The organism is Mycobacterium sp. IDUB_19, assembly GCF_055419445.1.
In genome coordinates this window covers 163,490-190,158 of sequence record NZ_JBVAXR010000001.1, presented here as the reverse complement: position 1 = coordinate 190,158, position 26,669 = coordinate 163,490, and the positions used below count along the sequence as shown (strand labels likewise).

The 26,669-nt window shown below is 66.5% G+C and carries 28 protein-coding genes; 14 read left to right on the top strand and 14 right to left on the bottom strand.

Annotation, left to right across the window (positions count from 1 at the left end; translation table 11 throughout):
• Positions 1 to 13: 13 nt before the first annotated feature.
• The 5 genes from ACZY0B_RS00810 (at position 14) to ACZY0B_RS00790 (ending at position 4,740) form a co-directional block, all read left to right on the top strand.
• A complete protein-coding gene (locus ACZY0B_RS00810; RefSeq protein ID WP_463762036.1) occupies positions 14 to 403 on the top strand; it encodes an STAS domain-containing protein in 390 nt (129 codons plus the stop codon).
• Positions 393 to 803: an ATP-binding protein gene (locus ACZY0B_RS00805; RefSeq protein WP_463762035.1), complete on the top strand. Its 411-nt coding sequence runs from the start codon at positions 393 to 395 to the stop codon at positions 801 to 803. Before ACZY0B_RS00810 ends, ACZY0B_RS00805 begins: the two co-directional genes overlap by 11 nt.
• On the top strand, positions 796 to 1,422 hold the full coding sequence (locus ACZY0B_RS00800) for a SpoIIE family protein phosphatase (RefSeq protein ID WP_463762034.1): 627 nt from the start codon (positions 796 to 798) through the stop codon (positions 1,420 to 1,422). The genes ACZY0B_RS00805 and ACZY0B_RS00800 overlap by 8 nt, the downstream gene beginning before the upstream one ends.
• On the top strand, positions 1,419 to 3,656 hold the full coding sequence (locus ACZY0B_RS00795; protein WP_463762033.1) for a SpoIIE family protein phosphatase: 2,238 nt from the start codon (positions 1,419 to 1,421) through the stop codon (positions 3,654 to 3,656). Before ACZY0B_RS00800 ends, ACZY0B_RS00795 begins: the two co-directional genes overlap by 4 nt.
• 64 nt (positions 3,657 to 3,720) lie before the next feature.
• Entirely contained in the window at positions 3,721 to 4,740 is a 1,020-nt protein-coding gene (locus tag ACZY0B_RS00790) for an iron-containing redox enzyme family protein (protein WP_463762032.1), read from the top strand.
• Here the strand turns inward: ACZY0B_RS00790 and ACZY0B_RS00785 are convergent.
• The 5 genes from ACZY0B_RS00785 to ACZY0B_RS00765 all read right to left on the bottom strand — a co-directional run bounded on the left by ACZY0B_RS00785 (position 4,733) and on the right by ACZY0B_RS00765 (position 7,814).
• Complete coding sequence (locus ACZY0B_RS00785) at positions 4,733 to 4,942, bottom strand: CDGSH iron-sulfur domain-containing protein (RefSeq protein ID WP_463762031.1); 210 nt, start codon at positions 4,940 to 4,942, stop codon at positions 4,733 to 4,735. The genes ACZY0B_RS00790 and ACZY0B_RS00785 overlap by 8 nt on opposite strands.
• Positions 4,939 to 5,631: a HemK2/MTQ2 family protein methyltransferase gene (locus ACZY0B_RS00780; protein ID WP_463762030.1), complete on the bottom strand. Its 693-nt coding sequence runs from the start codon at positions 5,629 to 5,631 to the stop codon at positions 4,939 to 4,941. Before ACZY0B_RS00780 ends, ACZY0B_RS00785 begins: the two co-directional genes overlap by 4 nt.
• Positions 5,632 to 5,727: 96 nt before the next feature.
• Complete coding sequence (locus ACZY0B_RS00775) at positions 5,728 to 6,282, bottom strand: type 1 glutamine amidotransferase domain-containing protein (RefSeq protein WP_463762029.1); 555 nt, start codon at positions 6,280 to 6,282, stop codon at positions 5,728 to 5,730.
• A 29-nt stretch (positions 6,283 to 6,311) separates the two neighbouring features.
• Positions 6,312 to 7,298, bottom strand: coding sequence for an LLM class F420-dependent oxidoreductase (locus ACZY0B_RS00770; RefSeq protein ID WP_463762028.1), 987 nt, complete (start codon positions 7,296 to 7,298; stop codon positions 6,312 to 6,314).
• Between the two features lie 51 nt (positions 7,299 to 7,349).
• Entirely contained in the window at positions 7,350 to 7,814 is a 465-nt protein-coding gene (locus ACZY0B_RS00765; RefSeq protein WP_463762027.1) for a GatB/YqeY domain-containing protein, read from the bottom strand.
• Positions 7,815 to 7,954: 140 nt separating this feature from the next.
• On the opposite strand from ACZY0B_RS00765, the gene ACZY0B_RS00760 reads away from it, so the two are divergent.
• Genes ACZY0B_RS00760 through ACZY0B_RS00740 form a run of 5 tightly spaced genes read left to right on the top strand, consistent with a single transcriptional unit; the run spans position 7,955 to position 13,342 of the window.
• Complete coding sequence (locus tag ACZY0B_RS00760) at positions 7,955 to 9,241, top strand: DUF7847 domain-containing protein (protein WP_463762026.1); 1,287 nt, start codon at positions 7,955 to 7,957, stop codon at positions 9,239 to 9,241.
• 12 nt (positions 9,242 to 9,253) lie between these two features.
• A complete protein-coding gene (locus tag ACZY0B_RS00755; RefSeq protein WP_463762024.1) occupies positions 9,254 to 9,907 on the top strand; it encodes a DUF4129 domain-containing protein in 654 nt (217 codons plus the stop codon).
• Positions 9,889 to 11,046, top strand: coding sequence for a DUF4350 domain-containing protein (locus tag ACZY0B_RS00750; protein ID WP_463762023.1), 1,158 nt, complete (start codon positions 9,889 to 9,891; stop codon positions 11,044 to 11,046). The genes ACZY0B_RS00755 and ACZY0B_RS00750 overlap by 19 nt, the downstream gene beginning before the upstream one ends.
• Positions 11,043 to 12,020, top strand: a complete 978-nt coding sequence (locus tag ACZY0B_RS00745) for an AAA family ATPase (RefSeq protein WP_463762022.1) — start codon at positions 11,043 to 11,045, stop codon at positions 12,018 to 12,020. The genes ACZY0B_RS00750 and ACZY0B_RS00745 overlap by 4 nt, the downstream gene beginning before the upstream one ends.
• Positions 12,020 to 13,342: a DUF58 domain-containing protein gene (locus tag ACZY0B_RS00740; protein ID WP_463762021.1), complete on the top strand. Its 1,323-nt coding sequence runs from the start codon at positions 12,020 to 12,022 to the stop codon at positions 13,340 to 13,342. Before ACZY0B_RS00745 ends, ACZY0B_RS00740 begins: the two co-directional genes overlap by 1 nt.
• A 16-nt stretch (positions 13,343 to 13,358) precedes the next feature.
• Here the strand turns inward: ACZY0B_RS00740 and ACZY0B_RS00735 are convergent, their stop codons facing one another.
• Positions 13,359 to 14,351 carry a stage II sporulation protein M gene (locus ACZY0B_RS00735; RefSeq protein ID WP_463762020.1) on the bottom strand — a complete coding sequence of 331 codons (993 nt, stop codon included), beginning with the start codon at positions 14,349 to 14,351 and terminating at the stop codon, positions 13,359 to 13,361.
• Between the two features lie 75 nt (positions 14,352 to 14,426).
• Here ACZY0B_RS00735 and ACZY0B_RS00730 point away from each other — a divergent pair, with 75 nt between their 5' ends.
• On the top strand, positions 14,427 to 15,293 hold the full coding sequence (locus ACZY0B_RS00730; RefSeq protein WP_463762019.1) for an RDD family protein: 867 nt from the start codon (positions 14,427 to 14,429) through the stop codon (positions 15,291 to 15,293).
• A 12-nt stretch (positions 15,294 to 15,305) separates the two neighbouring features.
• On the opposite strand, the gene ACZY0B_RS00725 is transcribed toward ACZY0B_RS00730, so the two are convergent.
• Positions 15,306 to 15,698: a hypothetical protein gene (locus ACZY0B_RS00725; protein ID WP_463762018.1), complete on the bottom strand. Its 393-nt coding sequence runs from the start codon at positions 15,696 to 15,698 to the stop codon at positions 15,306 to 15,308.
• Between the two features lie 189 nt (positions 15,699 to 15,887).
• On the opposite strand from ACZY0B_RS00725, the gene ACZY0B_RS00720 reads away from it, so the two are divergent.
• Positions 15,888 to 16,610: a PadR family transcriptional regulator gene (locus ACZY0B_RS00720; RefSeq protein ID WP_463762017.1), complete on the top strand. Its 723-nt coding sequence runs from the start codon at positions 15,888 to 15,890 to the stop codon at positions 16,608 to 16,610.
• 49 nt (positions 16,611 to 16,659) lie between these two features.
• Here ACZY0B_RS00720 and glpK read toward each other — a convergent pair whose 3' ends face one another.
• Positions 16,660 to 18,177 (bottom strand): glycerol kinase GlpK, encoded by a 1,518-nt coding sequence (glpK, locus tag ACZY0B_RS00715; protein ID WP_463762016.1) that lies wholly within the window; start codon positions 18,175 to 18,177, stop codon positions 16,660 to 16,662.
• Positions 18,178 to 18,350: 173 nt separating this feature from the next.
• Here glpK and ACZY0B_RS00710 point away from each other — a divergent pair, with 173 nt between their 5' ends.
• Together ACZY0B_RS00710 and ACZY0B_RS00705 are read left to right on the top strand one after the other, a co-directional pair.
• Positions 18,351 to 19,826, top strand: a complete 1,476-nt coding sequence (locus tag ACZY0B_RS00710) for a glutamate-cysteine ligase family protein (RefSeq protein ID WP_463762015.1) — start codon at positions 18,351 to 18,353, stop codon at positions 19,824 to 19,826.
• A gap of 19 nt (positions 19,827 to 19,845) precedes the next feature.
• Complete coding sequence (locus tag ACZY0B_RS00705; RefSeq protein ID WP_463762014.1) at positions 19,846 to 20,523, top strand: class I SAM-dependent methyltransferase; 678 nt, start codon at positions 19,846 to 19,848, stop codon at positions 20,521 to 20,523.
• Between the two features lie 7 nt (positions 20,524 to 20,530).
• On the opposite strand, the gene ACZY0B_RS00700 is transcribed toward ACZY0B_RS00705, so the two are convergent.
• From ACZY0B_RS00700 to egtA, 6 genes are read right to left on the bottom strand one after another with little or no spacing between them, the layout of a single operon-like run.
• Positions 20,531 to 21,103 (bottom strand): VOC family protein, encoded by a 573-nt coding sequence (locus ACZY0B_RS00700; protein ID WP_463762013.1) that lies wholly within the window; start codon positions 21,101 to 21,103, stop codon positions 20,531 to 20,533.
• 11 nt (positions 21,104 to 21,114) lie between these two features.
• A complete protein-coding gene (gene egtE / locus ACZY0B_RS00695) occupies positions 21,115 to 22,260 on the bottom strand; it encodes an ergothioneine biosynthesis PLP-dependent enzyme EgtE (RefSeq protein WP_463762012.1) in 1,146 nt (381 codons plus the stop codon).
• Positions 22,257 to 23,222, bottom strand: coding sequence for an L-histidine N(alpha)-methyltransferase (gene egtD, locus ACZY0B_RS00690; RefSeq protein WP_463762011.1), 966 nt, complete (start codon positions 23,220 to 23,222; stop codon positions 22,257 to 22,259). The genes egtE and egtD overlap by 4 nt, the downstream gene beginning before the upstream one ends.
• The gene (gene egtC, locus ACZY0B_RS00685) at positions 23,219 to 23,932 is read right to left on the bottom strand and encodes an ergothioneine biosynthesis protein EgtC (protein ID WP_463762010.1); all 714 of its coding nucleotides are present in this window, start codon (positions 23,930 to 23,932) and stop codon (positions 23,219 to 23,221) included. The genes egtD and egtC overlap by 4 nt, the downstream gene beginning before the upstream one ends.
• Complete coding sequence (gene egtB / locus ACZY0B_RS00680; protein ID WP_463762009.1) at positions 23,932 to 25,242, bottom strand: ergothioneine biosynthesis protein EgtB; 1,311 nt, start codon at positions 25,240 to 25,242, stop codon at positions 23,932 to 23,934. The genes egtC and egtB overlap by 1 nt, the downstream gene beginning before the upstream one ends.
• Positions 25,239 to 26,528 (bottom strand): ergothioneine biosynthesis glutamate--cysteine ligase EgtA, encoded by a 1,290-nt coding sequence (gene egtA, locus ACZY0B_RS00675; RefSeq protein ID WP_463762008.1) that lies wholly within the window; start codon positions 26,526 to 26,528, stop codon positions 25,239 to 25,241. The genes egtB and egtA overlap by 4 nt, the downstream gene beginning before the upstream one ends.
• Positions 26,529 to 26,669 lie beyond the last annotated feature (141 nt).

The following is a 26,669-nucleotide window of genomic DNA, read 5'->3' as shown; positions in this document are numbered from 1 at the left end:
ACACGGGCATCGTATGCCAGTACCCATCCTGAAACAGGGCTCGATCCTGATCGCCACGGTGCAGGCCGCCCTGTCCGACTCCGATACCGAGCGCCTTCGGTACGACCTGATGGAGCGGGTCAGCAGGTTTCGTGCGCAGGGCATCATCGTCGACGTCACTGCCATCGACGTGATGGATTCATTCGCGGCCCGATCACTGCGGACGATCGCGCACATGACCCGGCTGCGCGGCGCCGATACTGTGATCGTGGGCTTGTCCCCGGAGGTCGCGTTCGCGATGGTCCAACTGGGACTGACCTTCGACGACATGAACACCGCGCTGGATCTCGAAGAAGGCCTCGCGCTGCTGAATCGTTCACGGGGACTGGGCAAACCAATGATCGGGCGCGACGGTGGCATGTGACATCGTCGTCGCTATCAATAATCCCGACGACATCGTCGAAGCCCGCAAAGCCGGACACCAGCTCGCACTAGACCTCGGGTTTTCGCTGACCGACGTCACCATGATCTCCACGGCGATCTCCGAAATCGCACGAAACATCACCAGCTACGCAGGTCGCGGCGCCGTACGCGTCATGGTGGCAGAGCGCGAGAATCGCCAGGCGCTGGTGGTTCGCGCCGAGGACGACGGTCCGGGCATCATCGATATCGAGCGGGCGATGGAGGACGGTTACTCGACCGGTCGCGGGTTGGGCCTGGGGTTGCCCGGTGCGCGCCGCTTGATGGACCGGCTGATCGTGGAATCCGCGCTCGGCAGGGGAACCGTGATCGAAATGTGGAAATGGGTTCCCGGCCGTGCGTGAACATGGGCGACTAGGGCCGATCGAGTGGGCGAACGCGGGACGCCCGCTGCCCGGTGAGAACACCAGCGGTGACCGAAAAATTGCGATCGGCGTCCACGACGAGGCCGCCCTGTTCGGTGTGATCGACGGGCTTGGTCATGGTCCCGCCGCCGCCACCGCCGCCATGCGCGCCGTCGACGCGGTTGCGCGGGCCGCCGGCGAGCGGCTCGAAGTCCTGATTCAGCTCTGCCACCGTGTGCTGGGCGGGACCAGAGGAGTCGCGATGACCCTGGCGCGGGTGGATTTCGCTGCCAAAACGCTCACCTGGACCGGGGTGGGAAATGTCAGCGCCCACCTCGTCTCCAAGGATGTGACAGGCGTCCACATCCGATCGAGTGTCCGCCTTGCCGCCGGCATCGTCGGCTACCGCATCCCGGAAATCAGGCCCGCTCAGGTGGTTTCACTGCGGGTCGGCGACTTGATCGTCCTAGCCAGCGATGGGGTCACCGAGGATCACCTGGACCATATCGACTTCGCCGCATCGGCCGCCGTGATAGCCGACGACATTCTGGGTAAACACGCGAAGGAAACCGACGACGCCATGGTGCTCGCCGCGCGACACCGGGGAGCCTCGACATGACCGACACAGACGAATTTCACGCTCAATACATTGCCGCGCTGCGGACCTACTTGGACGCGCGCGACGACAACATCCTGGCCGTCGCCCACGAGCTCGGGCGCCGGGCATTGCAAGAACAAATCAGCATGCTCGACATCATCGAGAACCACGTCCGGCTGATCCTGGAACTGTCCGAGGACATTCAAATCGACGCACCGGTCGCACTGGAATTCCTGCTGCAGACGCTGGCCCCGCTCGATGTCGCGACTCGCGGATTTCTCGACGGCACCAGACGCTACGCGGAGCAGCGTGCCCGCGCCGACGGGCTCGCCGACCGTCACAAATTCCGTACCGCCCTGGTGAATTCGTTGCAGGAGGGCTTCTTCGTCGCCGATCATGAAGGCTCGATCATCGAGATGAACAACGCCTTCATCGAGATCCTCGGCTACCCGACCGAGGGCTTGCCCTACCGGTGGCCACACCCCTGGCTGGTCGACAAGAAGACTGCGCGAGAACACCAATCCAAGGTCCGCAGCGAAGGTGGCACCCAGTACGAGACACCGATACGGCATCGGGACGGGCATCTTGCCTGGGTGATGGTGAGCATCAATGCCGTCAAAGAAACCGACACCGACCAAGCCGTCTACGTGGGGACGATTCGCGACGTCACCGCCGAACGGGCATTCGCCGCCCGGGAGAGTGCTGTCCTGCGTCTGGCCACCGCCGTGGCGGTCGCCAAAAGCGTCGCCGAGCTACTGGCGATCACCCTCGACGAATGCCGGACGGCAATCGGCGTACAGCGCGTGATCGCCGTGACCTGGCCGGCCGGCGACGGCGAGCCCACCGTTGAGATGGCTGGCGAGCCGGCCGAAACGACTTGGCGCGGACTGGATCCCTGGTTGCGCGACACATTTCAGGACGCACGCCACCAGCTTCCGCTGACGGCCAAAACCGTTGAGCGGCCGAACAAGCCCGGCAAGGCGCACGGATTGGTCGCGGTGCTCTCCGGCAGCGGAGACCTCGCCCTGTGGTTGGAGCTTGCGGCACCACGCTGGCTCAGCGCTGAGGATCGGCTCTTGGTGACGGTGCTGATCGGCCATCTCAGTTTGGCCATGCAGCATGTGCGCCAATTCGAGAGCGCCCGCGAGACGTCGCTGACATTGCAGCGCGCGTTGCTGCCGCCGATGGAGCCGCCGCCGGGCTTCGCGATACGCTACGAACCCGCCGTCCCGCCGCTGGAGATCGGCGGCGACTGGTATGACGTGCTGCCGATCGGTGATCACCGCATCGGCATCGTTGTCGGCGATTGCGTAGGCCGGGGTCTGCCGGCCGCCGCGATCATGGGTCAGCTGCGCAGCTCGGCGCGCGCGCTGTTGATCAACGGCGCCCAACCCGCAGTGTTGCTCGAGCAACTCGACCTGGCGGCGTCGCTCATTCCGAATGCCTACTGCACCACCGTTTTTCTGGCGATCCTGGATACCGAAACTGGGGTCTTGGAGTACAGCAACGCCGGTCACATGCCCCCGGTGCTCGCCGGACCTGCGGGCACCTCGGTGTTGAGCGACGGCCGGTCGGTGCCGCTCGCGGTGCTTCGCGACGAGCCTCGCCCGCAAATCTCCCGGCGGCTGCCGTCCGGCTCGACGCTGATGGTGTTCACCGACGGACTGGTGGAACGCAAACATGAGTCGCTTGATGACGGAATAACCCGCGCCGCAGATGTTTTGCTGGAGACGGTGACGTCGCCGCTGGACTCCGTCGCCGACGTGATGCTTCGCGAGCTGTCCCCGGCAGCAGGATACGATGACGATGTGGCGATGGTGATATACCGGCACCAGCTGGCACCGCTGCGTATCGAAACCCATGCTATCGCAGACGAATTGGCCACCATCCGGCATCGGCTGGCCGATTGGCTCAGAGCCGCCGACGTCGCGCACGAATTGATCGACGACATCGTGCTGGTCGCCAATGAAGCGTGCACCAACTGCGTCGAGCACGCCTACCGCGGGCACGGCCTCGGGACAACACTGCTCGAAGTCAAAACCGTCGACGGCGAGGTCCGCGCCCGCGTCACCGACCACGGCTCCTGGAAGCCGCCGGCGATCAACCCGGGCAACAGCGGACGGGGCCTCATCCTGATGCGCGCAATCAGTGACACGATGGAGATCGACAGCAGCTCAACCGGAACCATCGTCGACATCACCTTCCGGCTACCGACAGCGCCCGTCGGGGTCGATGACTGGTCCGGCGGCCGCTAGAAAGCGCCAAGCCGACGCCACGAACACCGTTTGCGGCGCCGGTGTTCGTGGTATCTCCAACGACGTGACCCGCGCGTCGATCAGCATTGAACCCGCCCTGCCGGCAGCACACGGACCGCTGTCGACGGCTGTACATCGCGCGTTGACCGGGCCTCCGTCCGGGGATCACCTGGCGCGCATCAAAGCATCCGTAGGAGATTCCGATCCCTACGGCCTCGACCTGCAGCTGGCCCTGTGCATGTGTTACGAGCTGCACTACCGGGGTTTTGCGGGCGTGGATCCCACCTGGGAGTGGAACCCCGACCTGCTGCATCTGCGCGCCGAACTCGAGCGTGCCTTTTTGGCGGGCGTGCGCCGCGATGTCGGCCCGATCCAACCCGACCGCACCGCGACGGCAGAGATGGAAGCGATTTCCGTCGAACCCGTCGACGGCACTGGACCGTCCTACTACTTGCGCGACACCGGCACCTGGCAGCAGATGCGCGAATACTTCGTGCATCGATCGATGTATCACCTCAAGGAGGGCGACCCGCATGCCTGGGCTATTCCCCGGCTGACGGGCGGCGCCAAGGCGGCATTCGTGGCGATCGAATTCGACGAGTATGGCGCGGGTCTTGGCCACCGAGCACACCACCAGCTCTTCGCCGATCTGTTGACAGCGGCCGATCTGGACCCGACCTATCTGGGCTACCTCGACGCCGTCCCAGCCGAAGCGCTCGCCGTGGTCAACCTGATGTCGCTGTTCGGCCTGCACCGATGGCTGCGTGGCGCTGCCGTCGGGCATTTCGCCGCCACGGAGATCACGTCGTCGCCGGGCTCCCGGCGAATGGCCCAAGCGCTCGAGCGGATGGACGCACCCCCGGCCTGTGTCGCGTTCTACCGCGAACACGTCGAGGCCGACGCCGTACACGAACAGGTGGTGCGCCTCGACGTGGTAGGCGATCTCGTCGCCCGCGAACCGAAGCTGGACCGCGACATCGTTTTTGGGATGCGCGCGCTCACCGTGGTCGAAGATCGCCTGGCGGACAAAATCATGACGTCCTGGAAGCAGGACCAGACGTCGTTGCGACGACCGCTCATTTAGGTTCTGGGCCAACACCTTCGACGTGCCGGCAGCGCCGGTGGCTGGTGTCGCATAACGGGTATTCCTTGCTCCGCCCACAGGTGCAGATGGCCACCATGAACCGGTCGGACTCGACGACACCGCCGCCGTCGATTTCGATGCGCACCGGGCCCGATACCAGAATCGGGCCTTTGGGTACGACACGCACCCGCGTTCCCGTCATGGCTTGTCCGCCCGGATCACGACCAGCTCCTCTTCCCGGCAGCCGGGTCGCACCAGACCGATCCCCTCCAGCCAGCCCGCCCGCTTCGTCAGGATCGGGCCGAATGGAACCCGTTCGGAGGCAACAACTTCAGCGTCCAATCCGGTCGATCGCAAGCAGTCCAGCGAACGGTGGACGCCGGCCAGCGCCGACTGTACTAAAAGCAGGGATCCGCCGTCGCACAGCAGATTTGACGCCGACGCGCAGAGCGGGTCCAGCACGCGGCGCCCGTCGGAACCGGCATTCCACGCCCACGACGGGCCCACTCCCGGTGAGACCATGTCGATGTCGTCCTCCGGCGGAGTCGGCACGTAGGGCGGGTTGGCCACCACCACCTCGAATGGCGCGCACCTCAGGGCGGCGATCCACGAGCCTTCCCGGACGTCGATGTCGACTCCCGCGACGACCGCGTTGCCCCGGCTGGAATGCACCGCGTGCGGACAGATGTCGAATGCCGTGACACTGGCACAACCCATTTCGGCAGCGGCAATCGCGACGTACCCGCTTCCGGTACACAGATCCAGGACTCGACGACCTGGGATCAGGCCGCTGTATTGCATCGCGCTAACCAGCAATCGCGAATCGTCTTGTGGCTGGTACACCGTCGGCACAGCCAGAACGTCGGCGGTGACCGGGAACGTGCTCGTCAACAGTGGGCCTTTCGGGTGGTCGCCGTGGTGATCACGGCAGCATGTTGTGGGTAATTCCCACAAACCACGCGTTGAAACGCCAACCCCGCCGGCGACTTAACTCGTTGTAGCGTGTGCCAATTGCTTGATGAAGGTGGTGCAAAATGCCGGTAAGTCCGATGGAGAGCGACTGGTGATCAAATTGCCGTCCACGACAACTTCCTCGTCGAGGACGCGTGCGCCCGCGTTGCGCAGGTCGGTGCGAATGCTCGGATAGGAGGTGAGCGTCCGCCCGGCCGCCACACCGGCCTCCACCAGCGTCCACGGCCCGTGGCAGATGGCGGCGACCGGCTTTCCCGATCCGACGAAGTCGCGAACGAACGCCACAGCCGTCGCGTCCATCCTCAGCTTGTCGGGATTCACCGTGCCGCCCGGCAGTACCAAGCCGTCGAACTCTTCCACCGAAGCATCCGCCACAGCACGGTCGACCGTGAATCGCCCGGCAGGTTCGAGATCGTGCTCACGCGCCTGGATTTCGCCCGCCTTCAACGAGAGGACTTCGACCCGGGCACCGGCTCGTTTCACTGCCGCGCGCGGCTGCTCGAGCTCTACCTTCTCGACGCCGTCGGCCGCCAGAATGGCGATTACTTTGCCTTGCAATTCGTTTGACATTAGTTCTCCTTCACGGTTGAACGGCGTGGCTAGGGCGATGCCGCCCGCAGCGCCGTAAGCAAGGGTTCCGCCGCTTCTTTGAGGAACAGTTCTTGCGTCTGCCCGCCGATCTGAATCAGCGCGATGTCGGTGAAGCCGGCTTCCCAGTACGGCCGGACCGCGGCCACGATCGCGTCAAGATCCGGGCCGCACGGAATACTCTCGGCCACGTCTTCGGGACGCACGAACTGCGTCGCCCCGGCGAAACCGGCCGGCGTCGGCAAGTCGGCGTTGACCGCCCAACCCCCGCCGAACCATCGGAACTGGTCATGCGCGCGCTCGATGGCTGCGTCACGGTCGGGGTCCCAGCACACCGGTATCTGACCGATCACTCGGCCGCCTTCGGCGCCGTTGGCGGCCTGCCGGGCGACATGCCAGGAGTCCACCAGGCCCTTGTCGGGCTGCACCGCAATCAGATGGTCGGCGAGCTTCGCGAATTTCTCGACGCTCTTCTCCCCGCTCATCGCAACGCCGAGGCCGACCGGAACATCGGGCACGTCCCACAGCCGCGCGGAGTCCACCTGAAAGTAGTCGCCGCGCCAGTTCACCAACCGGCCGCCGAACAGTTCGCGGATGATCTTGATGGCTTCGCGCAGCATGTCGTGGCGCCGTTCGATCGTCGGCCAGCCCTTGCCGACGACGTGTTCGTTGAGATTCTCCCCGCTGCCCAACCCGAGCGTGAACCGCCCGTCGGCGAGAATCTGCACGGTGGCCGCCTGTTGGGCGACGACCGCAGGGTGATACCGCATCGTCGGGCACGTCACATAGGTGTACAGATCCACCTGCTCGGTAGCGTGTGCCACCGCGCCCAACACCGCCCAGGCGTTGGGCGCATGCCCCTGCGACGTCAGCCACGGGGAGAAGTGGTCGCTGCAGACCTCGAAGTCGAACCCGCGCTGCTCAGCCGAAACCGCATATCGCACAAGATCTTTGGGACCGCTCTGCTCGGTCATCAAGGTGTAGCCGAACTTGGTCATACCAGACCGAATACCCGGTGCCGACGGACGCAAACGGCCCGCGGTGCGCGCCTAAAGCCGCTCTTTGACCGCTGCCGAGAGCCGGGAGCCGTCGGCCTTTCCGGCCGCGATCGTGGTCGCGGCCTTCATGACCTGCCCCATCTGCTTCATGCCGGGGCGCTCGCCGATCGCCTCGGCAACCTGGGCGATGGCCGTGTCGACCACATCAGCCAACTCGGCTTCGGTGAGCGGCGTGGGCAGGTACTCGTCGATGATCCGCGCCTCGGCGTGCTCGGTGGCGGCCAGCTCGCCGCGACCGTTCTGCGTGTAGATCTCGGCGGCCTCACCGCGCTTGCGGGCTTCCCGGGCCAGCACCTTCAGCACTTCTTCATCGGAGAGTTCCCTGGCCTGCTTGCCGGAAACTTCCTCGGTCTGGACCGCAGCCAGCAACATCCGCAGGGTCGCGGTCCGCAACTTATCCTGGGACTTCATCGCCCCGGTCAGGTCCGCCCGAAGCCGCGCTTTGAGTTCCGCCATGCTCAGAGACGCTACGCGCCCGAACGGTGCAAAGACTGCGCAGGCCAGCGGGGCGGGACGGGAAACTGGGGAAGATTGAGAAAAGCCCCGACCGCCGACAGGATGGAGCCCATGACCAACGACGACGGCTGCTGGACACGGTGAGCGCACTACCACCTGGCTATCCGGTTGGCCCCCCACCAGGAGGGCCGACACCCGACGGCTATTTGCCACCGGCCTACGGCACGCCGCCCGCCTACGGCGGTCCACCGCCCGGCTACGGTCCCCCACCTGGCTATGGGCCGCCACCCGGCTACGGAGCGCCGCCCGGGTACGGCCCACCACCTGGATACGGAGCGCCGCGCGGGTACGGCCCGCCACCCGGCTACGGCCCGCCGCCTGGGTACGGAGCGCCGCCCGGGTACAGCGCCTCGCCCGGCCCGCAGTACGGCTCGCCCCAGCTGGCCCCAGGAGCGATCAAACCCGGAATCATCCCGCTGCGGCCGTTGAGCCTCAGTGACATCTTCAACGGCGCGGTCGGCTACATCCGCACCAACCCGAAGGCCACGTTGGGGTTGACCGCAATCGTCGTTGTGGTCATGCAGATCATTTCGTTGATCGCGACAGTGGGGCCGGTCGCGGCCTTCGGCGGGCTCACCAGCGCTCGATCAGAAGAAATGAACTGGGGAGTGGTCGGCGCGTGGTTCGGGTCGATGGGTGTCGGCGTGCTGGTCACCTGGCTGGGCAGCATGCTGCTGTCCGGAATGCTCACCGTCATCGTCGGACGCGCGGTATTCGGCTCGCCGATCACGATCGGCGAAACATGGGCCAGGATCCGTGGGCGGCTGCTTCCCCTGCTCGGCCTGGCGCTGCTGGAAGCTGCCGTCGTGGCGGGGCTGTTCGGGCTGACGGCGGTGATCATCGCTTTGATCGCGGCGATCGGTAACGGGGCCGCAGCGGTGCTGTTGGGTGTCCCGCTCATCGTCGCCGTGATCGCGTTGATGGTGTATCTGTACATGGTCGTGCTCTTCGCTCCCGTGCTGATCGTGCTGGAGCGGCTGCCAGTCCTCGACGCGATCACCAGATCCTTTGCGCTGCTTCGCAACGGCTTCTGGCGGGTGCTGGGCATCCGGGTTCTGACGTTCATCGTGACGGGAGTTGTCTCCGGCGTGATCAGTGCACCGTTCAGCATTGTCGGCCAGGTGATGCTGGCCGGAATGCCGTCGACCGGAATCCTGTTGTTGGGCACCGCGATCACGTCGATCGGATCGGCGATCGGCCAGATCATCACGGCGCCGTTCAACGCCGGCGTCATCGTGCTGCTCTACACCGACCGCCGAATCCGCGCCGAGGCATTCGATCTGGTGCTGCAGTCCGGCGCGGCGAGCGGACCGTACGCGGCCGCATCGACCGACAACCTGTGGCTGACCCGGCCTTTCAAGGGCTGAGCGAGGACGACAGTGCCTTCTATCGACATCGACCGCGATGCCGCACACCAGGCCGCGGAGATCGAGCTCGGCAAACCGATGTACACCAAGGCGTCCGCGACACAACAGATCCTCGATTGGATCAACGAAATGTTGTACCGGCTGCTGCAGAAGACCGCATCGATACCCGGGGGGTGGTTGACCACCGCGGTGCTGCTTACCCTGCTGGCCATCGCGGTGGTGGTCGCCATTCACATCGCTCGGCGCACCATGCGCAGCCGGCGCCGCGGCGACTACCAGTTATTCGAAACAGCCCAGCTCACCGCGGCCCAACACCGTGAAACCGCGGAACGCTATGCGGCGGAAGGCAATTGGACCGCGGCGATTCGTCATCGGTTGCGCGCCGTCGCCCGCCAGCTCGAAGAGACCGGCATACTGAAACCGGCACCTGGCCGCACCGCCAACGAGCTGGCGCGCGACGCCGGCGAGGTGTTGCCGCATTTGACTGACGAATTATCGCAGGCGGCAACGGCGTTCAACGATGTCACCTACGGTGAGGTGCCCGGCACCCAGTCTGCCTACCAGATGATCGTCGACCTCGACGACCACTTGCGGATGCGGGCGCCGGCCGCCGCATCCGCGGCCGGACATCACGCCCCGGTCGACTCATGGGCGCAGGTGCGGTGATGACCACGATCGCGTCCCCTCCCGCACTCGCGACCACCGGGCGATGGCGGTCGTGGCGGGGGTTGGTGCTCACGCTGGTTGCGCTCGGGATGATCGCCTGGATCAGCGCCTACCTGACCGCGCCGCGGCCGGGTGCTCGCATGGATCCGGGCTCCACCGGACCCGACGGCGCCCACGCGCTGGCGACGCTGCTGCGCGACGGAGGTGTCGACGTTGTCGCGGCCAACAGCATCGCCGACGTCGAACAGGCAGCCCGGCCGGACACACTGATCCTGGTGGCGGAAAGCCAGTACCTGACCGACGAAATGCTGGAGCGATTGGCCAAGGCACCCGGCGACTTGCTCCTGGTCGAACCGACCGCGCGAACCCGCGAGGCACTGCTGCCCGGCGTGCGCATCTCGGGCGCCAGCAGTTTTGACAGCAGCCCGAACTGCACGCTGCGCGAGGCCACTCGAGCCGGCTCGGTGCGATTCGGGCCAAGCGACACCTTCGACGTCAAAGACAGCCGGGTCATCAGCCGCTGTTACGACGGGGTGCTGATCCGCTTCCGGGACAACGGGCGGACCATCACGGCGGTCGGCAGTAGCGACTTCATGACCAACGCGGCGCTGACGCAGGCGGGCAACGCCGCGCTGGCGATGAACCTCGCGGGTGACCGTCCCCGCCTCATCTGGTACGCGCCGCACCACATCGAAGGCGAAAAGACGTCCGCGACATCGCTTTTCGATCTCATTCCCGACAACGTGAACTGGATCATCTGGCAGCTGTGGGTGGTCGTGCTGCTGGTTGCCCTGTGGAAGGGTCGACGTCCCGGCCCACTGGTGGCCGAGGACCTGCCCGTTGTGGTACGCGCGTCGGAGACCGTGGAGGGCCGTGGACGGCTGTACCGATCCCGCCGGGCACGCGATCGCGCCGCGGCGGCACTGCGCACCGCGACACTGCAGCGGCTACTGCCCAGGCTCGGGTTGGGCACCGGTGCGCAAGCGCAAGCGGTGGTCATGACCGTCGCCCAGCGCACCGGGATCGACGCCGGTTTTGTTTCCCACCAACTGTTCGGCCCACCGCCGGGCACCGACAGCGACTTGCTGCAACTCGCCCGTGCGCTCGACGAAATCGAAAGGCAGGTCACCAACTCGTGACACAAACCCCTACCGCACAATCCCCGCTCGCCGACTCGGCGCGAGATGCCCTGCTGGCGTTGCGCGGGGAGCTCGCCAAGGCCGTCGTCGGACAGGAAGGCGTGATAAGCGGCCTGGTGATCGCGCTGCTGTGTCGCGGGCACGTGCTTTTGGAAGGTGTTCCGGGAGTGGCGAAGACGCTGCTCATCCGGGCGCTGGCCGCGGCATTGCAACTGGAATTCAAGCGGGTGCAGTTCACGCCCGACCTGATGCCCGGCGATGTCACCGGTTCATTGGTGTACGACGCGCGCACCGCCGCATTCGCGTTCCGGCCGGGTCCGGTATTCACCAATCTCCTACTGGCAGACGAAATCAACCGCACCCCACCCAAAACGCAGGCCGCGCTGCTCGAAGCCATGGAGGAGCGTCAGGTCAGCGTCGACGGCGAACCCCGGCTGCTGCCGGACCCCTTCATCGTCGCCGCCACCCAGAACCCCATCGAATACGAGGGCACCTACCAGCTGCCGGAAGCTCAACTCGACCGCTTCTTGCTCAAGCTGAATGTCACTCTGCCGCCGCGTGATTCCGAAATCGCCATCCTCAGCCGGCACGCACACGGTTTCGATCCCCGCGACCTATCCGCGATCAAACCGGTGGCCGGCCCCACCGAGCTGGCGGCCGGTCGCCAAGCGGTGCAACAGGTTCTGATCGCCGACGAGGTATTGGGTTACATCGTTGATATCGCCGGGGCCACCCGCTCCTCCCCCGCCCTACAGCTGGGCGTGTCACCGCGTGGCGCGACGGCCCTGCTGGGCACCGCGCGTTCGTGGGCGTGGCTGTCCGGCCGCAACTACGTCACTCCCGACGACGTCAAGGCGATGGCCCGCCCGACACTGCGGCACCGGGTGATGCTTCGCCCCGAAGCCGAGCTCGAGGGCGCGACGCCCGACGGAGTGCTCGACGGCATTTTGGCGTCGGTTCCGGTGCCCCGCTAGTGATCCTGACCGGACGCACCGGCCTGGTAGCGCTGATCTGCATCCTGCCGATCGCGCTGTCTCCCTGGCCGGCAAAGGTTTTCGAGGTGCTGCTGGCGGCACTCGCGGCGGCGGTCATTGTCGACATCGCGCTGGCAGCCAGCACTCGCAGACTGCGTTATGTCCGTTCACCGGACAGCTCCGTCCGGCTCGGCCAACCGGTCGACGTGAATCTGGAGATCCACAACGACGGCACCCGCCGCTTCCGCGGTCAGATCCGCGACGCTTGGCCGCCCAGCGCCCGCGCCGAGCCCCGCATTCATGCCGTCAAAATCGCTGCCGGGCAACGTCAAGGGATCCAGACTCATCTTCGACCGGTCCGCCGCGGCGACCAGCGTGCGGCGGTGGTCACCGCCCGATCGATCGGGCCGCTCGGGTTGGCGGGACGGCAGGGCTCGCAGCCGGTAACCGGTCAGGTCCGGGTGTTGCCACCGTTCCTGTCGCGCAAACACCTGCCGTCGCGGCTTGCCAAGTTACGCGAGATCGACGGACTGCTGCCAACGCTGATTCGCGGACAGGGAACCGAATTCGACTCGCTGCGTGAGTATGTCGACGGCGACGATGTGCGCTCGATCGACTGGCGCGCTTCCGCCCGTCGCGCCGATGTCATGGTCCGCACCTGGCGGCCCGAACGCGACCGGCGGGTGGTGATTGTGCTCGACACCGGACGCATGGCGGCGGGCCGTGTCGGCGTGGACCCGACGGCCGCCGACCCCGCGGGATGGCCCCGACTGGACTGGTCCATGGATGCCGCTCTGCTGCTGGCCGCACTCGCGTCGCGGGCCGGCGACCATGTCGACTTCCTCGCCCATGACCGGGTGAGCCGGGCTGCAGTGTTCGGCGCATCGCGCACCGAGCTGCTCGCCCAGTTTGTGGATGCGATGGCCCCGCTGCAACCGACGCTTGTCGAATCCGATTGGCGGGCAATGGTTGCCGCCATAGCGCGGCGGACCCGGCGGCGGTCACTGGTGGTGCTGCTGACCGACCTCAACGCCACCGCCCTGGACGAGGGACTGCTGCCGGTGTTACCCCAGTTGTCGTCCAAACACCATCTGATGGTCGCCGCGGTCTCTGACCCGCGAGTGGACCAAATGGCCACCGGGCGTGCGGATGCGGCGGCGGTCTACGACGCCGCGGCCGCCGAACGATCCCGCAACGACCGCCGCGCGATCGCGACGCGCCTGCGCCAAATCGGCGTGGAAGTCGTCGACGCGCCGCCCACCGACCTGGCACCCGCTCTTGCAGACCGCTATCTGGCGATGAAAGCGAGTGGGCGCCTTTAGTCGTCGAGATCGCTGCTCAGCCAGTGGGAATCAGGTCGGGAGCATCGTCGATATCGCCGGTCTCCCCGGCCTTCACGGCGCGGCGCCCGAAGTAGATGACATAAGACAGGAACGCCGCCTCGGCGATGATTCCGATGCCGACGCGGACAAACGTCGGCAACGATGACGGCGTCACCAATGCTTCGATCAACCCGGAGACCAGCAGCACACCGACGAGTCCCACCGCGACCGACACGACGGCCCGACCCTGTTCGGCGAGCACTTGTCCGCGGGGCCGGTCGCCGGGCGATATCACCGACCATCCCAGCCGCATTCCCGCTGCCCCGGAGAGGAACACCGCGGTCAGCTCCAGCAGTCCGTGCGGAAGCAGCAGACCCAGCAGGATGTCGCCCTTGCCGGCCTGAAACATCAGGCCCGCAATCAGCCCCAGGTTGGCGGCGTTTTGGAACAGCACGAACGGAATCGGCAGTCCCAGCAGCACCGAAAACGCGATGCACTGGGCCGAGACCCAGGAGTTGTTCACCCAGACCTGCAGTGCGAACGCCGCCGCGGGGTGTTCGCTGTAGTACGACGACACATCGTGATTGACCAATTGGTCGATGTCACTGGGTGTTCCGACCGCGGACTGCACCTCGGGGTTGGTCGCCACCCAGAAGGCGATGACCACCACGACGGCGAAAAATACCACCGCTGTGCCCAACCACCACCGCCACGCACGGTAGGCGGTCACCGGGAAGGACACCGTCCAGAACCGGGTGAACGTGTTGCTCAGTGGCGCATGGGCGCCGGTCACCGCGGACCGGGCCCGCGCGATCAGGCTCGACAGCCGACCGATCATCAGCGAATCCGACGACGCCGACCGCAGCATCGACAGATGCGTGGACACTCGCTGGTAGAGCTCGACGAGTTCGTCGACTTCCGCGCCCGTCAACGACCTGCGCTTCTTGATCAACTGGTCAAGCCGGTCCCAGGTACCGCGATGGGTCAGCACGAATGCGTCGACGTCCACGTGCGCAGCCTAATCGCAATTCAGAGGTCGCCGACCGCAGCCGGGCACACCCGACGAACCTGTACCGTTCGGGTTATGTCGGAGGTGGTCACCGGGGATGCGGTGGTGCTGGACGTGCAGATCGCCCAGTTGCCGGTGCGCGCCCTGAGCGCGCTGATCGACATCACGGTGATTTTCCTTTTGTACCTGGTCGGGCTGATGCTGTGGGCGGCGACGCTGACACAATTCGACGGCGCGCTGAGCGGGGCCGTCCTGATCATCTTCACCGTGCTGGTGATGGTCGGGTATCCGATGGCATTCGAAACGGCCACCCGCGGACGGTCGGTCGGCAAGATCGTCATGGGCCTGCGAGTGGTGTCCGACGATGGCGGCCCAGAACGCTTCCGGCAGGCCCTTTTTCGCGCGTTGGCGTCGGTGGTGGAGATCTGGATGCTCGCGGGCAGCCCGGCCGTCATCTGCAGCATTCTGTCGCCCAAGGCCAAGCGTGTCGGCGATATCTTCGCCGGCACAGTCGTCGTCAGCGAGCGCGGACCGCGATTGGGGCCGCCGCCGGCGATGCCACCGTCGCTGGCGTGGTGGGCGGCGTCGCTGCAATTGTCGAACCTCGATGCCGGCCAAGCCGAAGTCGCGCGCCAATTCCTCTCCCGGGCACAACAACTCGACCCCCAGTTGCGTCTGCAGATGGCTTACCGAATCGCCGGTGATGTAGTGTCGCGGATCGCCCCGCCGCCTCCGCCCGGCGCCCCGCCGGAGCAGGTGCTGGCCGCCGTCCTGGCCGAACGACACCGTCGCGAGCTGGCGCGACTGCGCCCCGTTATGCCGCCGGGCCCGACGGGACCACCGCCCGGCCCATGGGCGGCCGGCGGGCCGCCGGCCTGGCCCGCGCCGCCGCCAGCCATGCCGCAGGGACAGCAACCGGGTGGCTTCTCGCCGCCACGCTAGTTACCGACCCCGCTAGTTCGCGACAGAAGCTGCCATCAACGCCACGTCGGCGACCAACAGCGCCCATCCGAACAACGGCACCGCAATGCCGCCGCGGCGCTTGGCCGTGAAAAACGAGATGAGGATGACGACGAAGGCGACTACCGGCGCTCCGTAAAACGCAACGCCGAAATCGATCCCCTCGCGGCCCAGGGTCGTGCAGCCGCGGCCGGTGCACCCATCGGTGCTCATCTCCGCCCCGAGCGCGAAGAGCATGACGATTGCGGCGGCGGGCACTGTCGACAGCGCCAGCCCCCAGTTCACCCACGGCCATGCTGGCCGGTCCGAGCCGCTATCGCGTTGCGCCGGCTCGGTGGCCCGGTGGGGATGCCCGTCGAACGTCACGTTGGGGTTCTTTGCGTTCATCACGCAGTCCGTACCCGTACCCCGCCGCAAACAAACGAGCCACCGTGGCATCCGGTTCACGCAGGTCAGGCCGTCGAGATATGCGCTCGGCCGAAACTGGCCGTTGCATCGCGATCGTTTCCGATATATCGTGATATTCCGAAGCGTACAGACAGTGCGCTACCCCGAGAACATTGAGGACTACAAACAATGAGCAACCCATTCACTCCCCCCGACGGACCGTTCGGCGGTCACCCTGGCCTCGGATTCGGCTTCGGCCACGGTCACGGCCCCGGACAACGGCGCGCCCTGCATGGCGCCCAGCGGCAGGCTCGACGGGAATTCTTCGAAAACCTCCGCGACCAGGCGGGCGATCAAGGCTTTGGCCCCCGCTTCGGCCCGGGCTTCGGCCCCGGCTTCGGTCCGGGCTTCGGCCCCGGGTTCGGCTTCGGTCCGGGCGGACGACGCGGCGGACGGCGTCGCGGCGGCCCCGGTCGCAGCAAGCGCGGTGACGTGCGGGCGGCCATCCTGGCACTACTGGCCGAACGGCCCATGCACGGCTACGAGATGATCCAGCAGATCGCCGAGCGCAGCAATGGAATCTGGAAGCCCAGCCCCGGGTCGGTCTACCCGACGCTACAGCTGCTGGACGACGAAGGTCTGATCACGGCAAACGAAACCGACGGCAGCAAGAAGCTTTTCGAGCTGACCGAAGAAGGACGCGCGGCGGCCGAGAAGGTCGAAACCCCACCGTGGGACGAGATCGCCGAAGGCGCCGACCCTGCTCAGATGAACCTGCGGGCGGCCATCGGCCAGCTGTTCGGCGCGGTCGCGCAATCCGCGCACACCGGCACCGCCGAGCAGCAGCAGCGCATCATCGAGATCCTGAACAATGCGCGACGTGAGGTCTACGGCATCCTCGGCGAGGACTGACCGTTTCTGCGCAGAAGTGCCCGCCGGCAATACACCGGCGGGCACTTCGCTACGAGACGTCGACCCAATCCAGCGTGCGCTGGACCGCCTTACGCCAACCCGCGTATCCCTGCGCGCGCTTGTCCTCGTCCCACGTCGGCGTCCACCGTTTGTCTTCCTGCCAGTTGGCCCGCAGGTCGGACGGATCGGCCCAGAACCCGACCGCTAAACCGGCCGCGTAGGCGGCGCCCAGCGCGGTGGTCTCGGCGACCACCGGCCGCACCACGTCCACCCCCAGCACGTCGGCCTGAATCTGCATACACAGCTCGTTCTGGGTAATCCCGCCGTCGACCTTCAGCACCTCAAGGCGCACACCGGAATCCGCTTCCATGGCGTCCACCACATCGCGGCTCTGGTAGCAGATCGCCTCCAGCGTCGCGCGGGCCAGATGTGCATTGGTGTTGTACCGCGACAGTCCGACGATCGCACCACGCGCATCGGATCGCCAGTAGGGGGCGAACAATCCGGAAAACGCGGGGACGAAATACACCCCACCGTTGTCGGGAACCTCGCGCGCCAGCGACTCGCTTTGCGCGGCACCACTGATGATGCCCAGCTGATCGCGCAGCCACTGCACCGCCGAGCCGGTCACCGCGATCGACCCCTCCAGCGCGTAGACCGGTTTGGCGCCCGCGAACTGGTAACAGACCGTAGTCAGCAGGCCGTTCTCGGACCGCACGATGGTCTCGCCGGTATTGAGTAGCAGGAAATTGCCGGTGCCGTAAGTGTTTTTCGCCTCCCCCGCCGACAGACACACCTGCCCGACCATCGCGGCGTGCTGGTCGCCCAGCACCCCGGTGATCGGCACCTCGGCGCCCACGGGCCCGTCGTTCAACGTGACGCCAAAGGGCTGCTCGGGCGACGACGGTGCGATCGCCGGCAGCATCGCGCGCGGGATGGAAAAGAACGACAACAGTTCGTCATCCCAGTCCAGCGTTTCCAGGTCCATCAGCATGGTCCTGCTGGCATTGGTCACGTCGGTGACGTGCACCCCGCCCCGCGGGCCGCCGGTCAGATTCCACAACACCCAGGTGTCCGGGGTTCCGAACAGCGCGTCGCCGCGTTCGGCGGCCGCACGCACCCCGTCGACATTCTCCAGGATCCATTGCAGCTTCCCACCGGAAAAGTAGGTTGCCGGCGGCAGGCCCGCCTTGTGGCGGATCACGTCGCCACGCCCGTCGCGGTCCAGCGCCGACGCGATCCGGTCGGTGCGGGTGTCCTGCCAAACGATCGCGTTGTAGTAGGGCCGCCCGGTGTGCCGATCCCACACCAGTGTGGTCTCGCGTTGGTTCGTAATGCCCAGCGCAGCAATATCTTTCGTCGAAAACTTCGCGGTGTTCAGCACCGACATCAGCACCGATGAGGTGCGTTCCCAAATCTCGATCGGATTGTGCTCGACCCAGCCGGCCTGGGGCAGGATCTGCTCGTGCTCGAGCTGGTGACGAGCGACCTCGGCGCCGTCATGATCGAAAATCATGCAGCGGGTGCTGGTGGTGCCTTGATCGATAGCTGCGACGAACTCGGCCACCTGTCTCCTTCGTCGTGGACTCCTGACACGTCATGCCATCGTCCATGATGGTGCACCGCCCACCAGGTCCGCAGCTAACCGACTCGATTCCACTGCGACCGAACACGTACCCGACGGCGCAATCGGTCGCGTCGCTCTTGCGTTCCCGGCGGCAACCCTGTTGCATCGGCGATGTGGGCGACGAGGTCAAACGCACCACGTATGACCGCGCACAACGGCGGGAATACCGGCGCAAGGTGCAGCTGTGTCTCGACGTCTTCGAGACGATGCTCGCCGAGTCGCGCTTCGACTCCGACCGGCCGCTGACCGGCATGGAGATCGAATGCAACCTCGTCGATGCGGACTATCAGCCCGCCATGTCGAACCGGTACGTGCTGGATGCCATCGCTGATCCGGCGTACCAGAAGGAATTAGGCGCCTACAACATCGAATTCAATGTGCCTCCCCGGCCGCTGCCGGGACATACCGGCCTGGATCTGGAAGAGGAGGTACGGACCAGCCTCAACGATGCGCAGACCAAGGCCAGCTCGCGCGGCACCCGCATCGTGATGATCGGCATTCTGCCCACGCTGATGCCCGAGCATCTGACGAACGACGGCTGGATGAGCGAGTCGACCCGGTACGCCGCGCTCAACGAATCCATCTTCAACGCGCGCGGCGAGGATATCCCGATCCATATCTCCGGACCGGAGCCGCTGAGCTGGCAGGCGGTCACCATCGCTCCCGAATCCGCTTGCACCAGTATGCAATTGCACTTACAGGTAGCTCCGGACGACTTCGCCCCCAACTGGAATGCGGCGCAGGTGATGGCCGGCCCGCAGCTGGCGCTGGGCGCCAACTCGCCCTACTTCTTCGGCCATCAGCTGTGGTCGGAAACCCGTATCGAAGTGTTCGCACAGTCCACCGACACCCGGCCCGAGGAGCTCAAAACCCAAGGCGTGCGGCCCCGGGTGTGGTTCGGCGAACGTTGGATCAGCTCGATCCTCGACCTGTTCAAAGAGAACATCCGCTACTTTCCGTCCCTGCTGCCCGAGTTGTCCGACGAGGATCCCGTCGCCGAGCTGACAGCCGGACGCATTCCGCACCTTTCCGAACTACGCCTGCACAACGGCACCGTCTACCGCTGGAACCGGCCGGTATACGACGTTGTCGACGGGCGTCCGCACCTGCGGCTGGAAAATCGGGTGTTGCCGGCCGGGCCCAGCGTCATCGACATGCTGGCCAACTCCGCGTTCTACTACGGCACGCTGCGCACCTTGTCGGAGGAAGAGCACCCGCTATGGACGCGAATGAGTTTCGCTGCGGCGCATAACAATTTCCTCTTGGCCGCTCGCCATGGCATCGACGCCCGGCTGCACTGGCCCGATTTGGGTGAGGTGTCGGCGGCCGAGTTGGTGCTCGACACGTTGCTGCCGATAGCCCACGAAGGACTGCGCCGATGGGGTGTCGACGCGGAAGTGCGCGATCGTTTCCTCGGTGTCATCGAGGGCCGCGCCAAGACCGGCCGCAACGGCGCGACCTGGCAGGTGGCCACGGTCCGCGCCCTGCAGGACGGCGGCATGACACGGCCCGCGGCACTGGCCGAAATGCTGCGCCGGTACTGCGACCACATGCACGCCAACGAACCGGTACATACCTGGCCCTGCTAGCCGAAGGTAGGTTGGATCCATGACACCCGACGAGGTAATGGACTGGGACAGCGCGTATCGGGAGCAGGCCCACTTCGAGGGCCCGCCGCCGTGGAATATCGGTGAGCCGCAACCCGAACTGGCCGCGCTCGTAGCGGCAGGGAAGTTTCGAAGCGATGTGCTCGATGCCGGCTGCGGCGTCGCCGAGCTCTCACTGTCGTTGGCCGACCAGGGCTATACCGTGGTCGGCGTCGACCTCACGCCCACCGCTGTCGCGGCGGCCACCAAAGCTGCCCAAGAGCGCGGTCTGACCTCGGCCAGTTTCGTCCAAGCCGACATCACAGCATTCGGTGGCTATGACGGACGGTTCTCGACCGTGGTTGACAGCACGCTGTTTCATTCGCTGCCGGTCGAAGGTCGCGACGGCTACCTGCGCGCGGTGCACCAGGCGGCAGCTCCCGGCGCCAGCTACTTCGTGCTGGTATTCGCGAAGGGCGCGTTCCCCGCCGAGATGGAGCCGAAGCCCAACGAGGTCGACGAGGACGAACTTCGCGTCGCGGTGAGCAAGTACTGGGAGATCGACGAAATTCGGCCCGCCTACATCCTGTCGAATGCCGTCCAGATCCCTAACGCGCCATTCGAATTCCCGCCGCACGAGCGCGACGAGAAGGGCCGGGTGAAGATGCCCGCCTATCTACTCGCCGCACACAAGGCCTGAGGCTAGCTCACGACCCCATAATGGCCAGGCCCCAGTCCAGGTGGCCCTGCCACACACTCGCGATGCGCCCGCCCTGCACCGCGGGTCTAGGGTCGCCGATTGGACCATCGGCGGCACGGATCGCCGCGACGGTGGCGTCCAGGTCGGGGGACCACAACGCAAGCCCGATCAGCGCCGGCTCGACGCCGGCGGCGACCACCTCGATGAAGCCTTCCCCGGCACGGTAAAACGCCATCTCGGGTCCCTCCGGACCACGCGGATGAAAGCGTCGACGCGGCGGGGCGCCCAACACCGCACTGAGAGCGGCGATGGCCGAGTCCAATTCGCCCACCGTGTAGACCACGTGGTCGACATGGGTGACACCGCAGGGGTGCACCGCCCCGGTGACCGGCGGGTGGACCGCCGTCGGTACGCCGAGAACATCGGGCTGCGCGTAGATTTCGTCGAATCCCCAGCCACGGTCGTCGGTCAGCGCACAACGAACCCGACCGATGCGGATGGTGCGGTCTTCGACAGCGAATCCCATTGCGGTCCAGGCATGTTCGTCGCCGGGTACGCCGAGCCAAGTCAAGGCGGCCACGCCGGTTGGGGTTACGTCGCGGTCGCCGCGGTGGCGGCGATCAGAGCTTCGGCGAAGCTTTCCAGATCGTCGGCGGTGGTGTCGGCGTGCGGCGAGATCCGCAACCTCGGCGCGGTCATCTCCAGCGGCGCCCGATGCACGCCGGCGTAGGTGGTCAGGATCCGCCGTTCGGCGAGCAGCCATTCTCGTACCGCCTGCGAGTCGGCACCGTCGACCGAGGCCAAAGTGGTGATCGCGCTTGGCTCTTCGGCCTCTTCGACCACAGCCCAGCCCGGTACGTCGGCCAGCGTCGTTCGGCTGATGCTGCCGAGTTCGGCCAGGCGCGCACGCACCGCCTCGGGCCCGAACGCGAGATACTCGCCAAGAGCGACCGAAACACCCACTCGCGCAGCAACATTAGCTTCACCGAATTCGAGCTGCTGGGCCACCGAGAACGACTGGGACCACTGCGGTGCCGCCAGCCGCGGATGCAGCCGCTCCGTCAACTCCGGTCGAACCGCCAGAAAGCCCACCCCGCGCGGACCCGCGATCCACTTGCGCGACGACGAATAAGTGACGTCGGCGCCAACCGCGCAGTCAACCTGGCCCAGCGCTTGGGCGGCGTCGACGACCAACGGCAACCCCAATTCGCGGCACAGTTGTGCGAACATCGAAATCGGTTGCACGACACCGCTATGGCTGGCCACTGGGGTCAGGTGGACGAAATCAGGCGGGTCAGCCTCCAGCGCGAATGCCGCGTCGTCGAGCGCCAGCCGGCCATCCTCGAGGGCCGGCAACAGCTGATACTCGAATCCGTGGGCGTCCATCACGGCCAGGTTGGGACCGTATTCGCCCGGCAGGCAGGCCAGTGTCCGGCGTTCGGCGGGCCAGCTGCCGAGCAGCAGATCCAAGGCGTTCAGCGAACCCGTGGTGTACACCACGTCGGCGTCGATCATCCCGGTCAGCGCGGCGAACGCGGCGCGCCCGGCGTCGAGCGCGGGGGCTGCGGCCTCGGCCGCCACGTATGCGCCGACCTCGGCCTCGTGGCGAGCATGCTGCGCGGCGGCGTCAATGGCCGCGTAACTCTGCCGCGAGCAGGCCGCACTGTCCAGGTGTAAACCCGCGGCGGGTGGGCGGGCCGCCCGCCATCGATCGGCCAGCGATCCGCCGTTGCTCACTTGACTGCCAACGACAACCCGAAATCGCCTGCGGCGTCAGTCCACCACCGAACGCGACGCAGTCCCGCGCCCGCCAATTCCACGCTCACCCCACCCGGGTGGAACTTGCTCGACACCTCGGTCAGCATTTCCTCTCCCGCCGAGAACTCGACGGTCAGGTCGAGGGCACCGATGCGGACCCGCTGCGGCCGCTCGGTCCGCAGCCACATTTCGATGCGTTCCTCGTCGGCGTTCCAGCGCGCCACATGCCGGTAGGCGTCCACGTCGAAATCGGCGTCGAGTTCCCGGTTGACCACGGCGAGCACATTGCGATTGAACTGGGCCGTCACCCCGGCGGCATCGTCGTAGGCGCGTAGCAGCCGACCGGTGTCCTTGACCAGATCGGTGCCCAGCAGCAGGGTGTCATCGGGCTGCATGACCTCCGAGAGGGACTTGAGGAATTCGGCGCGCGGCCCGGGAGTGAGGTTGCCGATCGTCGACCCGAGGAACACGAACAGGCGTCGTCCGCCGCCGGGGATCTCGCCGAGGTGCTCCTCGAAATCGCCGCAGACAGCCTTGATCTCGATACCTGCGTATTCCTGCGCAATGGCGGCCCCTGCGGTCGACAAGATGCTCGCGTCGACGTCGAAAGGCACAAACCGGCGCAGCGATCCGCGGCTGTGCAACGCGTCCAGCAGCAGCCGGGTCTTCTCCGACGTCCCGCTGCCCAGTTCGACCAGGGTGTCGGCCTTGCTTGCCGATGCGATCTCGACGGAGCGCGCGCGCAGGATCTCCGCCTCGGCCCGGGTTGGATAGTACTCCGGCAACCGAGTGATCTGATCGAAGAGTTCACTGCCCACCGAATCGTAGAACCACTTGGGCGGCAACGTCTTCGGTGTTCGCTGCAGGCCGTCGTACACATCGCGGCGCAAAGCATGGTACGCCGAGTCGGCAGCGAGATGGTTGGACAGCGACAGTGTCATGAAGATCCTTTCGGCTCGTCCAGCGGGGTCATCGTCACGCCTTGCGCGGTGACTTCGACAAGGTGGTGATCGGGCACGTCCTCCCATTCGGAGTCGTCGTCGTAGGGCTCACTGGCCAGTACCACACCGTCGTCGCGGCGCAGGATCGACAGGCTGTCACCCCAAGCGGTGGCCAGCATACGAGAACCATTGGCGGCCACTACGTTAAGCCGGGCGTCGGGGTCAAGCGCCCCGATCTGCGCGACGGTCTCGCCCAGCACGTCGGGCCCGAGCGCGAAAATGGTGGCCGCCAACATCGCACTGTCGCAAACGGATTCGGCCGTCGCCGTCAACGGCAGCACGGTGCGATCCACGACGCCGTTATGCGAGAGCAGCCAGTGGCCGTCGGTGAAGGGGGCGGTCGCGCTGCCCTCGATCGGCATGCCGACGGTCGCCGAGCGCACCGCGGCCACCACGCAGTGGCTGCGCAACGCGGGCGCGACCGAGTCGAACGACGTGTCGCCCCACAACGGCGCCGAGCTGCGCCAACGCCTGGGCACCTGGCCTTCGGCAGATCTGTCGAAAAATCCGACACCCCAACCGTCGGCGTTCATCAGGCCGTGCTTCTGGCGGCGCGGGGCATACGACTGCACGCGAAGACTGAACGGCGGATCCAGCATCAGGGAGGAGACGCTGACGTCGGCGCCGAGCCAGCCGAGGTGACGGCACATCAGGCGGAGCCCTCCGCGTCGGGGACGTCCCAGGCCAGGCGGACGCCGGAGAAGATCTGGCGACGCATCGGGTGATCCCAATTGCGGAAACTGGGTCGCAGGATGGCCGATTCGACGGCCCACGATCCGCCGCGCAGGATCCGGTAGTCGCCGTCGAAGAACGGCTCCGAGTAGCGCTCGTAAATCATCGGGACGAAGCCGGGCCACGGCCGCAGCGGCGAGCTGGTCCACTCCCAGACGTCGCCCAGCATTTGCTCGACGCCGTAGGCCGAGGCGCCGGCCGGGTAGGCGCCCACGGGTGCCGGACGCAGCGCGGTGCCGCCCAGGTTGGCGAATTCGCCCGAGGGCTCCTGCGAGCCCCACGGGTAACGTCGCCGGGTATTGGTCGCCGGGTCCCAAGCGCAGGCCTTCTCCCACTCGACTTCGGTGGGCAGCCGGGCGCCGGCCCAGGCCGCATACGCCTCGGCCTCGAAGTGGGTGACGTGCTGCACCGGCTCGTCGGCCGGTATGTCTTCGATGTAGCCGAAGCGGGTGCGCGTGCGTCCGTCGGAACCCCAGAATTGCGGAGCGGTCAGACCCGCGCTGCAGCGATGCTCCCAGCCGCGTGGCGACCACCAGCGCGGCTCGCGGTAGCCGCCGTCGTCGATGAACTGTTGCCACTCGCCGTTGGTGACCGGAACCCGGCCAATCCGGAACGCCGGCAAGTCGACGATGTGGGCAGGGCGCTCGTTGTCCAACGAGAACGGTTCGCTGGTCGCGTCGACGCCCAGCACGAACGGGCCGCCGGGCACCAGCACCGACGTTCCGGCCAGCCCGGCCCGGCCCGCGGGCAAGGTGCCGGGGTCGCGCAACAGCGCGGCGCCGGTACGCAGGTTCAATGCCTGCAGCATGGTTTCGTCGTGCTGGTTCTCGTGGCTCACCACCATGCCGTAGACGAAAGCCGCACGATCTCCGAAGGGGTCGTCGGGCAATGCGTCCAGCGCGTCCAGTGCGGCGGAACGCACTGTGCGGCAATAAGATCGGGCTTGCTCCGGAGACATCAGCGGCAAATCGACGCGACTGGCACGGGAGTGTTCAAAGGCGTCGTAGAGACCCTCGAGCGACGGATCCAGCATGCCCGGGCGGTTCGGGTCGCCGCCGCGCAGCAGCCACAGCTCTTCCTGCTGACCGATGTGCGCGAGGTCCCACACCAGCGGGCTCATCAACGGGTCGTACTGACGACGGAGTTCGGCGTCGTCGAAATCGACCAGCCGCAGTGTGCGCGTGCGCGCCCGCTCCAGGTCGTCGGCAATCCGTTCCCGGAAAGTCACAGGCCCCCTTGCGCCAGCTGCGACACCGTTGCCGCGATGCCGTGGTCGATTACCTGGTCGGAGAAGTCGTCGCCGGGACATCGGCCCCGTTCGACGGTGCGGATCAGCCGCTCCATCGCGTCGGTGAGCTCGGGTGGCGCCTGCTGCGCCGCGATGGCCACACAGGAGTTGGCGGCATCGTGCAGGCGGCGGTCACTGAGGCCGAGCCGGGCGGCGTTGTCCCAGGCGGTGGCCACCGGTTCGACGGCCGCTGCGGCGGCGTCGGCGGCGACCGGGTCATCGAGCAGAGCGACCAGCATGAACGCGATTGCGGGCCAGTACTCATCCGGTGCGCTGTCGAGGTAGCGGATTTCCAGCCACTGCCTGGGGCGTACCGGCGGGAACAGCGTGGTCAGGTGATAGTCGAGATCGGCGAGAGTGGGCCGGCGGTCGCAAAGCAACGCCGAGCCGTCGGTCCAATCGGCGAAGGACACGTAATGGGTGAGCGCGACGGCCTCGGGGTTGTGCACCATCATCACCGGGGCTTTGAGCGCGTAGCGTGCCCACTCGGTGCCGGGGTCGACGCCGCTGGCACCCAGGATCGGCCCGCAGCGCGCCGAGTCCATCTGGCCCCATACCCACTGCCGGGTGGACTGCCAACCGGAGAACTCGCCACCCAGCATCGGTGAGTTGGCCGCGATCGCGATCATCGTGGGCCCCAGAGCGTGTGCCAGCCGGACCCGTTCCGCCCATCCGGCCCGCGGCCCCGCGTCCAGGTTGACCTGAACGGAGGCCGTCGACGTCATCATCGCCGCACCCGCCTCCGCGGAGTTGCTGGCGGCGAAGAACTCCTCCATCGCGCGATAACGCGCTCCCGGGTTGACGCGTTTGGGTGCCCGCAGCGGGTCGGCGCCCAGGAAGACCAATCTCAGGCCGGCCGCGGCGAAGGCCTTACGCAGCACGCCCTGATCGTTGTTCATCGCTTCGATGGCCGGAATGACACCGTCCTGGGGCGGGCCGGATAACTCGATGGCGCCTCCGGGTTCAACGGTGACCGCGCTCCCGGCGGGCAGTGGGGGCAGCTGCTCAATGACCTCGGTGATTTCGCCCCAACTCGGCCTGCGGTAGGGATCCACCGGGTCGAAGCAGTGTGCCTCTAGCTCCAGGCCGACTCGCCCCAGCGGGCCATCGATCAAACAACCATCCGCGATGTACTGCGCGGCTTCTTCGGAAGTGCTCAACTCGGTGTCGGCCGGGCGGGCGGCGTCCAGCTGCGAGGCCGCGGCGGTGATAGCGGCGAGCGTCATATCACGATCCCTCCGGGCCCGACCACGCGCGCCGAGCGCCTTGTTGGGCAGCTATCCGAACGATAGCCGCCGTCACTTCATCTTCCAGACGGCCCCGACATATTCCCGTTCCCGCAGGTTCTCGACGCACGGCTTACCTGA

Coding starts and splice junctions, on each gene's coding strand:
- ACZY0B_RS00810 (WP_463762036.1), top strand. CDS start 14: ATGCCAGTACCCATCCTGAAACAGGGCTCGATCCTGATCGCCACGGTG.
- ACZY0B_RS00795 (WP_463762033.1), top strand. CDS start 1,419: ATGACCGACACAGACGAATTTCACGCTCAATACATTGCCGCGCTGCGG.
- ACZY0B_RS00785 (WP_463762031.1), bottom strand. CDS start 4,942: ATGACGGGAACGCGGGTGCGTGTCGTACCCAAAGGCCCGATTCTGGTA.
- ACZY0B_RS00775 (WP_463762029.1), bottom strand. CDS start 6,282: ATGTCAAACGAATTGCAAGGCAAAGTAATCGCCATTCTGGCGGCCGAC.
- ACZY0B_RS00770 (WP_463762028.1), bottom strand. CDS start 7,298: ATGACCAAGTTCGGCTACACCTTGATGACCGAGCAGAGCGGTCCCAAA.
- ACZY0B_RS00765 (WP_463762027.1), bottom strand. CDS start 7,814: ATGGCGGAACTCAAAGCGCGGCTTCGGGCGGACCTGACCGGGGCGATG.
- ACZY0B_RS00750 (WP_463762023.1), top strand. CDS start 9,889: ATGGGCGCAGGTGCGGTGATGACCACGATCGCGTCCCCTCCCGCACTC.
- ACZY0B_RS00730 (WP_463762019.1), top strand. CDS start 14,427: ATGTCGGAGGTGGTCACCGGGGATGCGGTGGTGCTGGACGTGCAGATC.
- ACZY0B_RS00725 (WP_463762018.1), bottom strand. CDS start 15,698: ATGAACGCAAAGAACCCCAACGTGACGTTCGACGGGCATCCCCACCGG.
- ACZY0B_RS00720 (WP_463762017.1), top strand. CDS start 15,888: ATGAGCAACCCATTCACTCCCCCCGACGGACCGTTCGGCGGTCACCCT.
- ACZY0B_RS00705 (WP_463762014.1), top strand. CDS start 19,846: ATGACACCCGACGAGGTAATGGACTGGGACAGCGCGTATCGGGAGCAG.
- egtD (WP_463762011.1), bottom strand. CDS start 23,222: ATGACACTGTCGCTGTCCAACCATCTCGCTGCCGACTCGGCGTACCAT.
- egtC (WP_463762010.1), bottom strand. CDS start 23,932: ATGTGCCGTCACCTCGGCTGGCTCGGCGCCGACGTCAGCGTCTCCTCC.
- egtA (WP_463762008.1), bottom strand. CDS start 26,528: ATGACGCTCGCCGCTATCACCGCCGCGGCCTCGCAGCTGGACGCCGCC.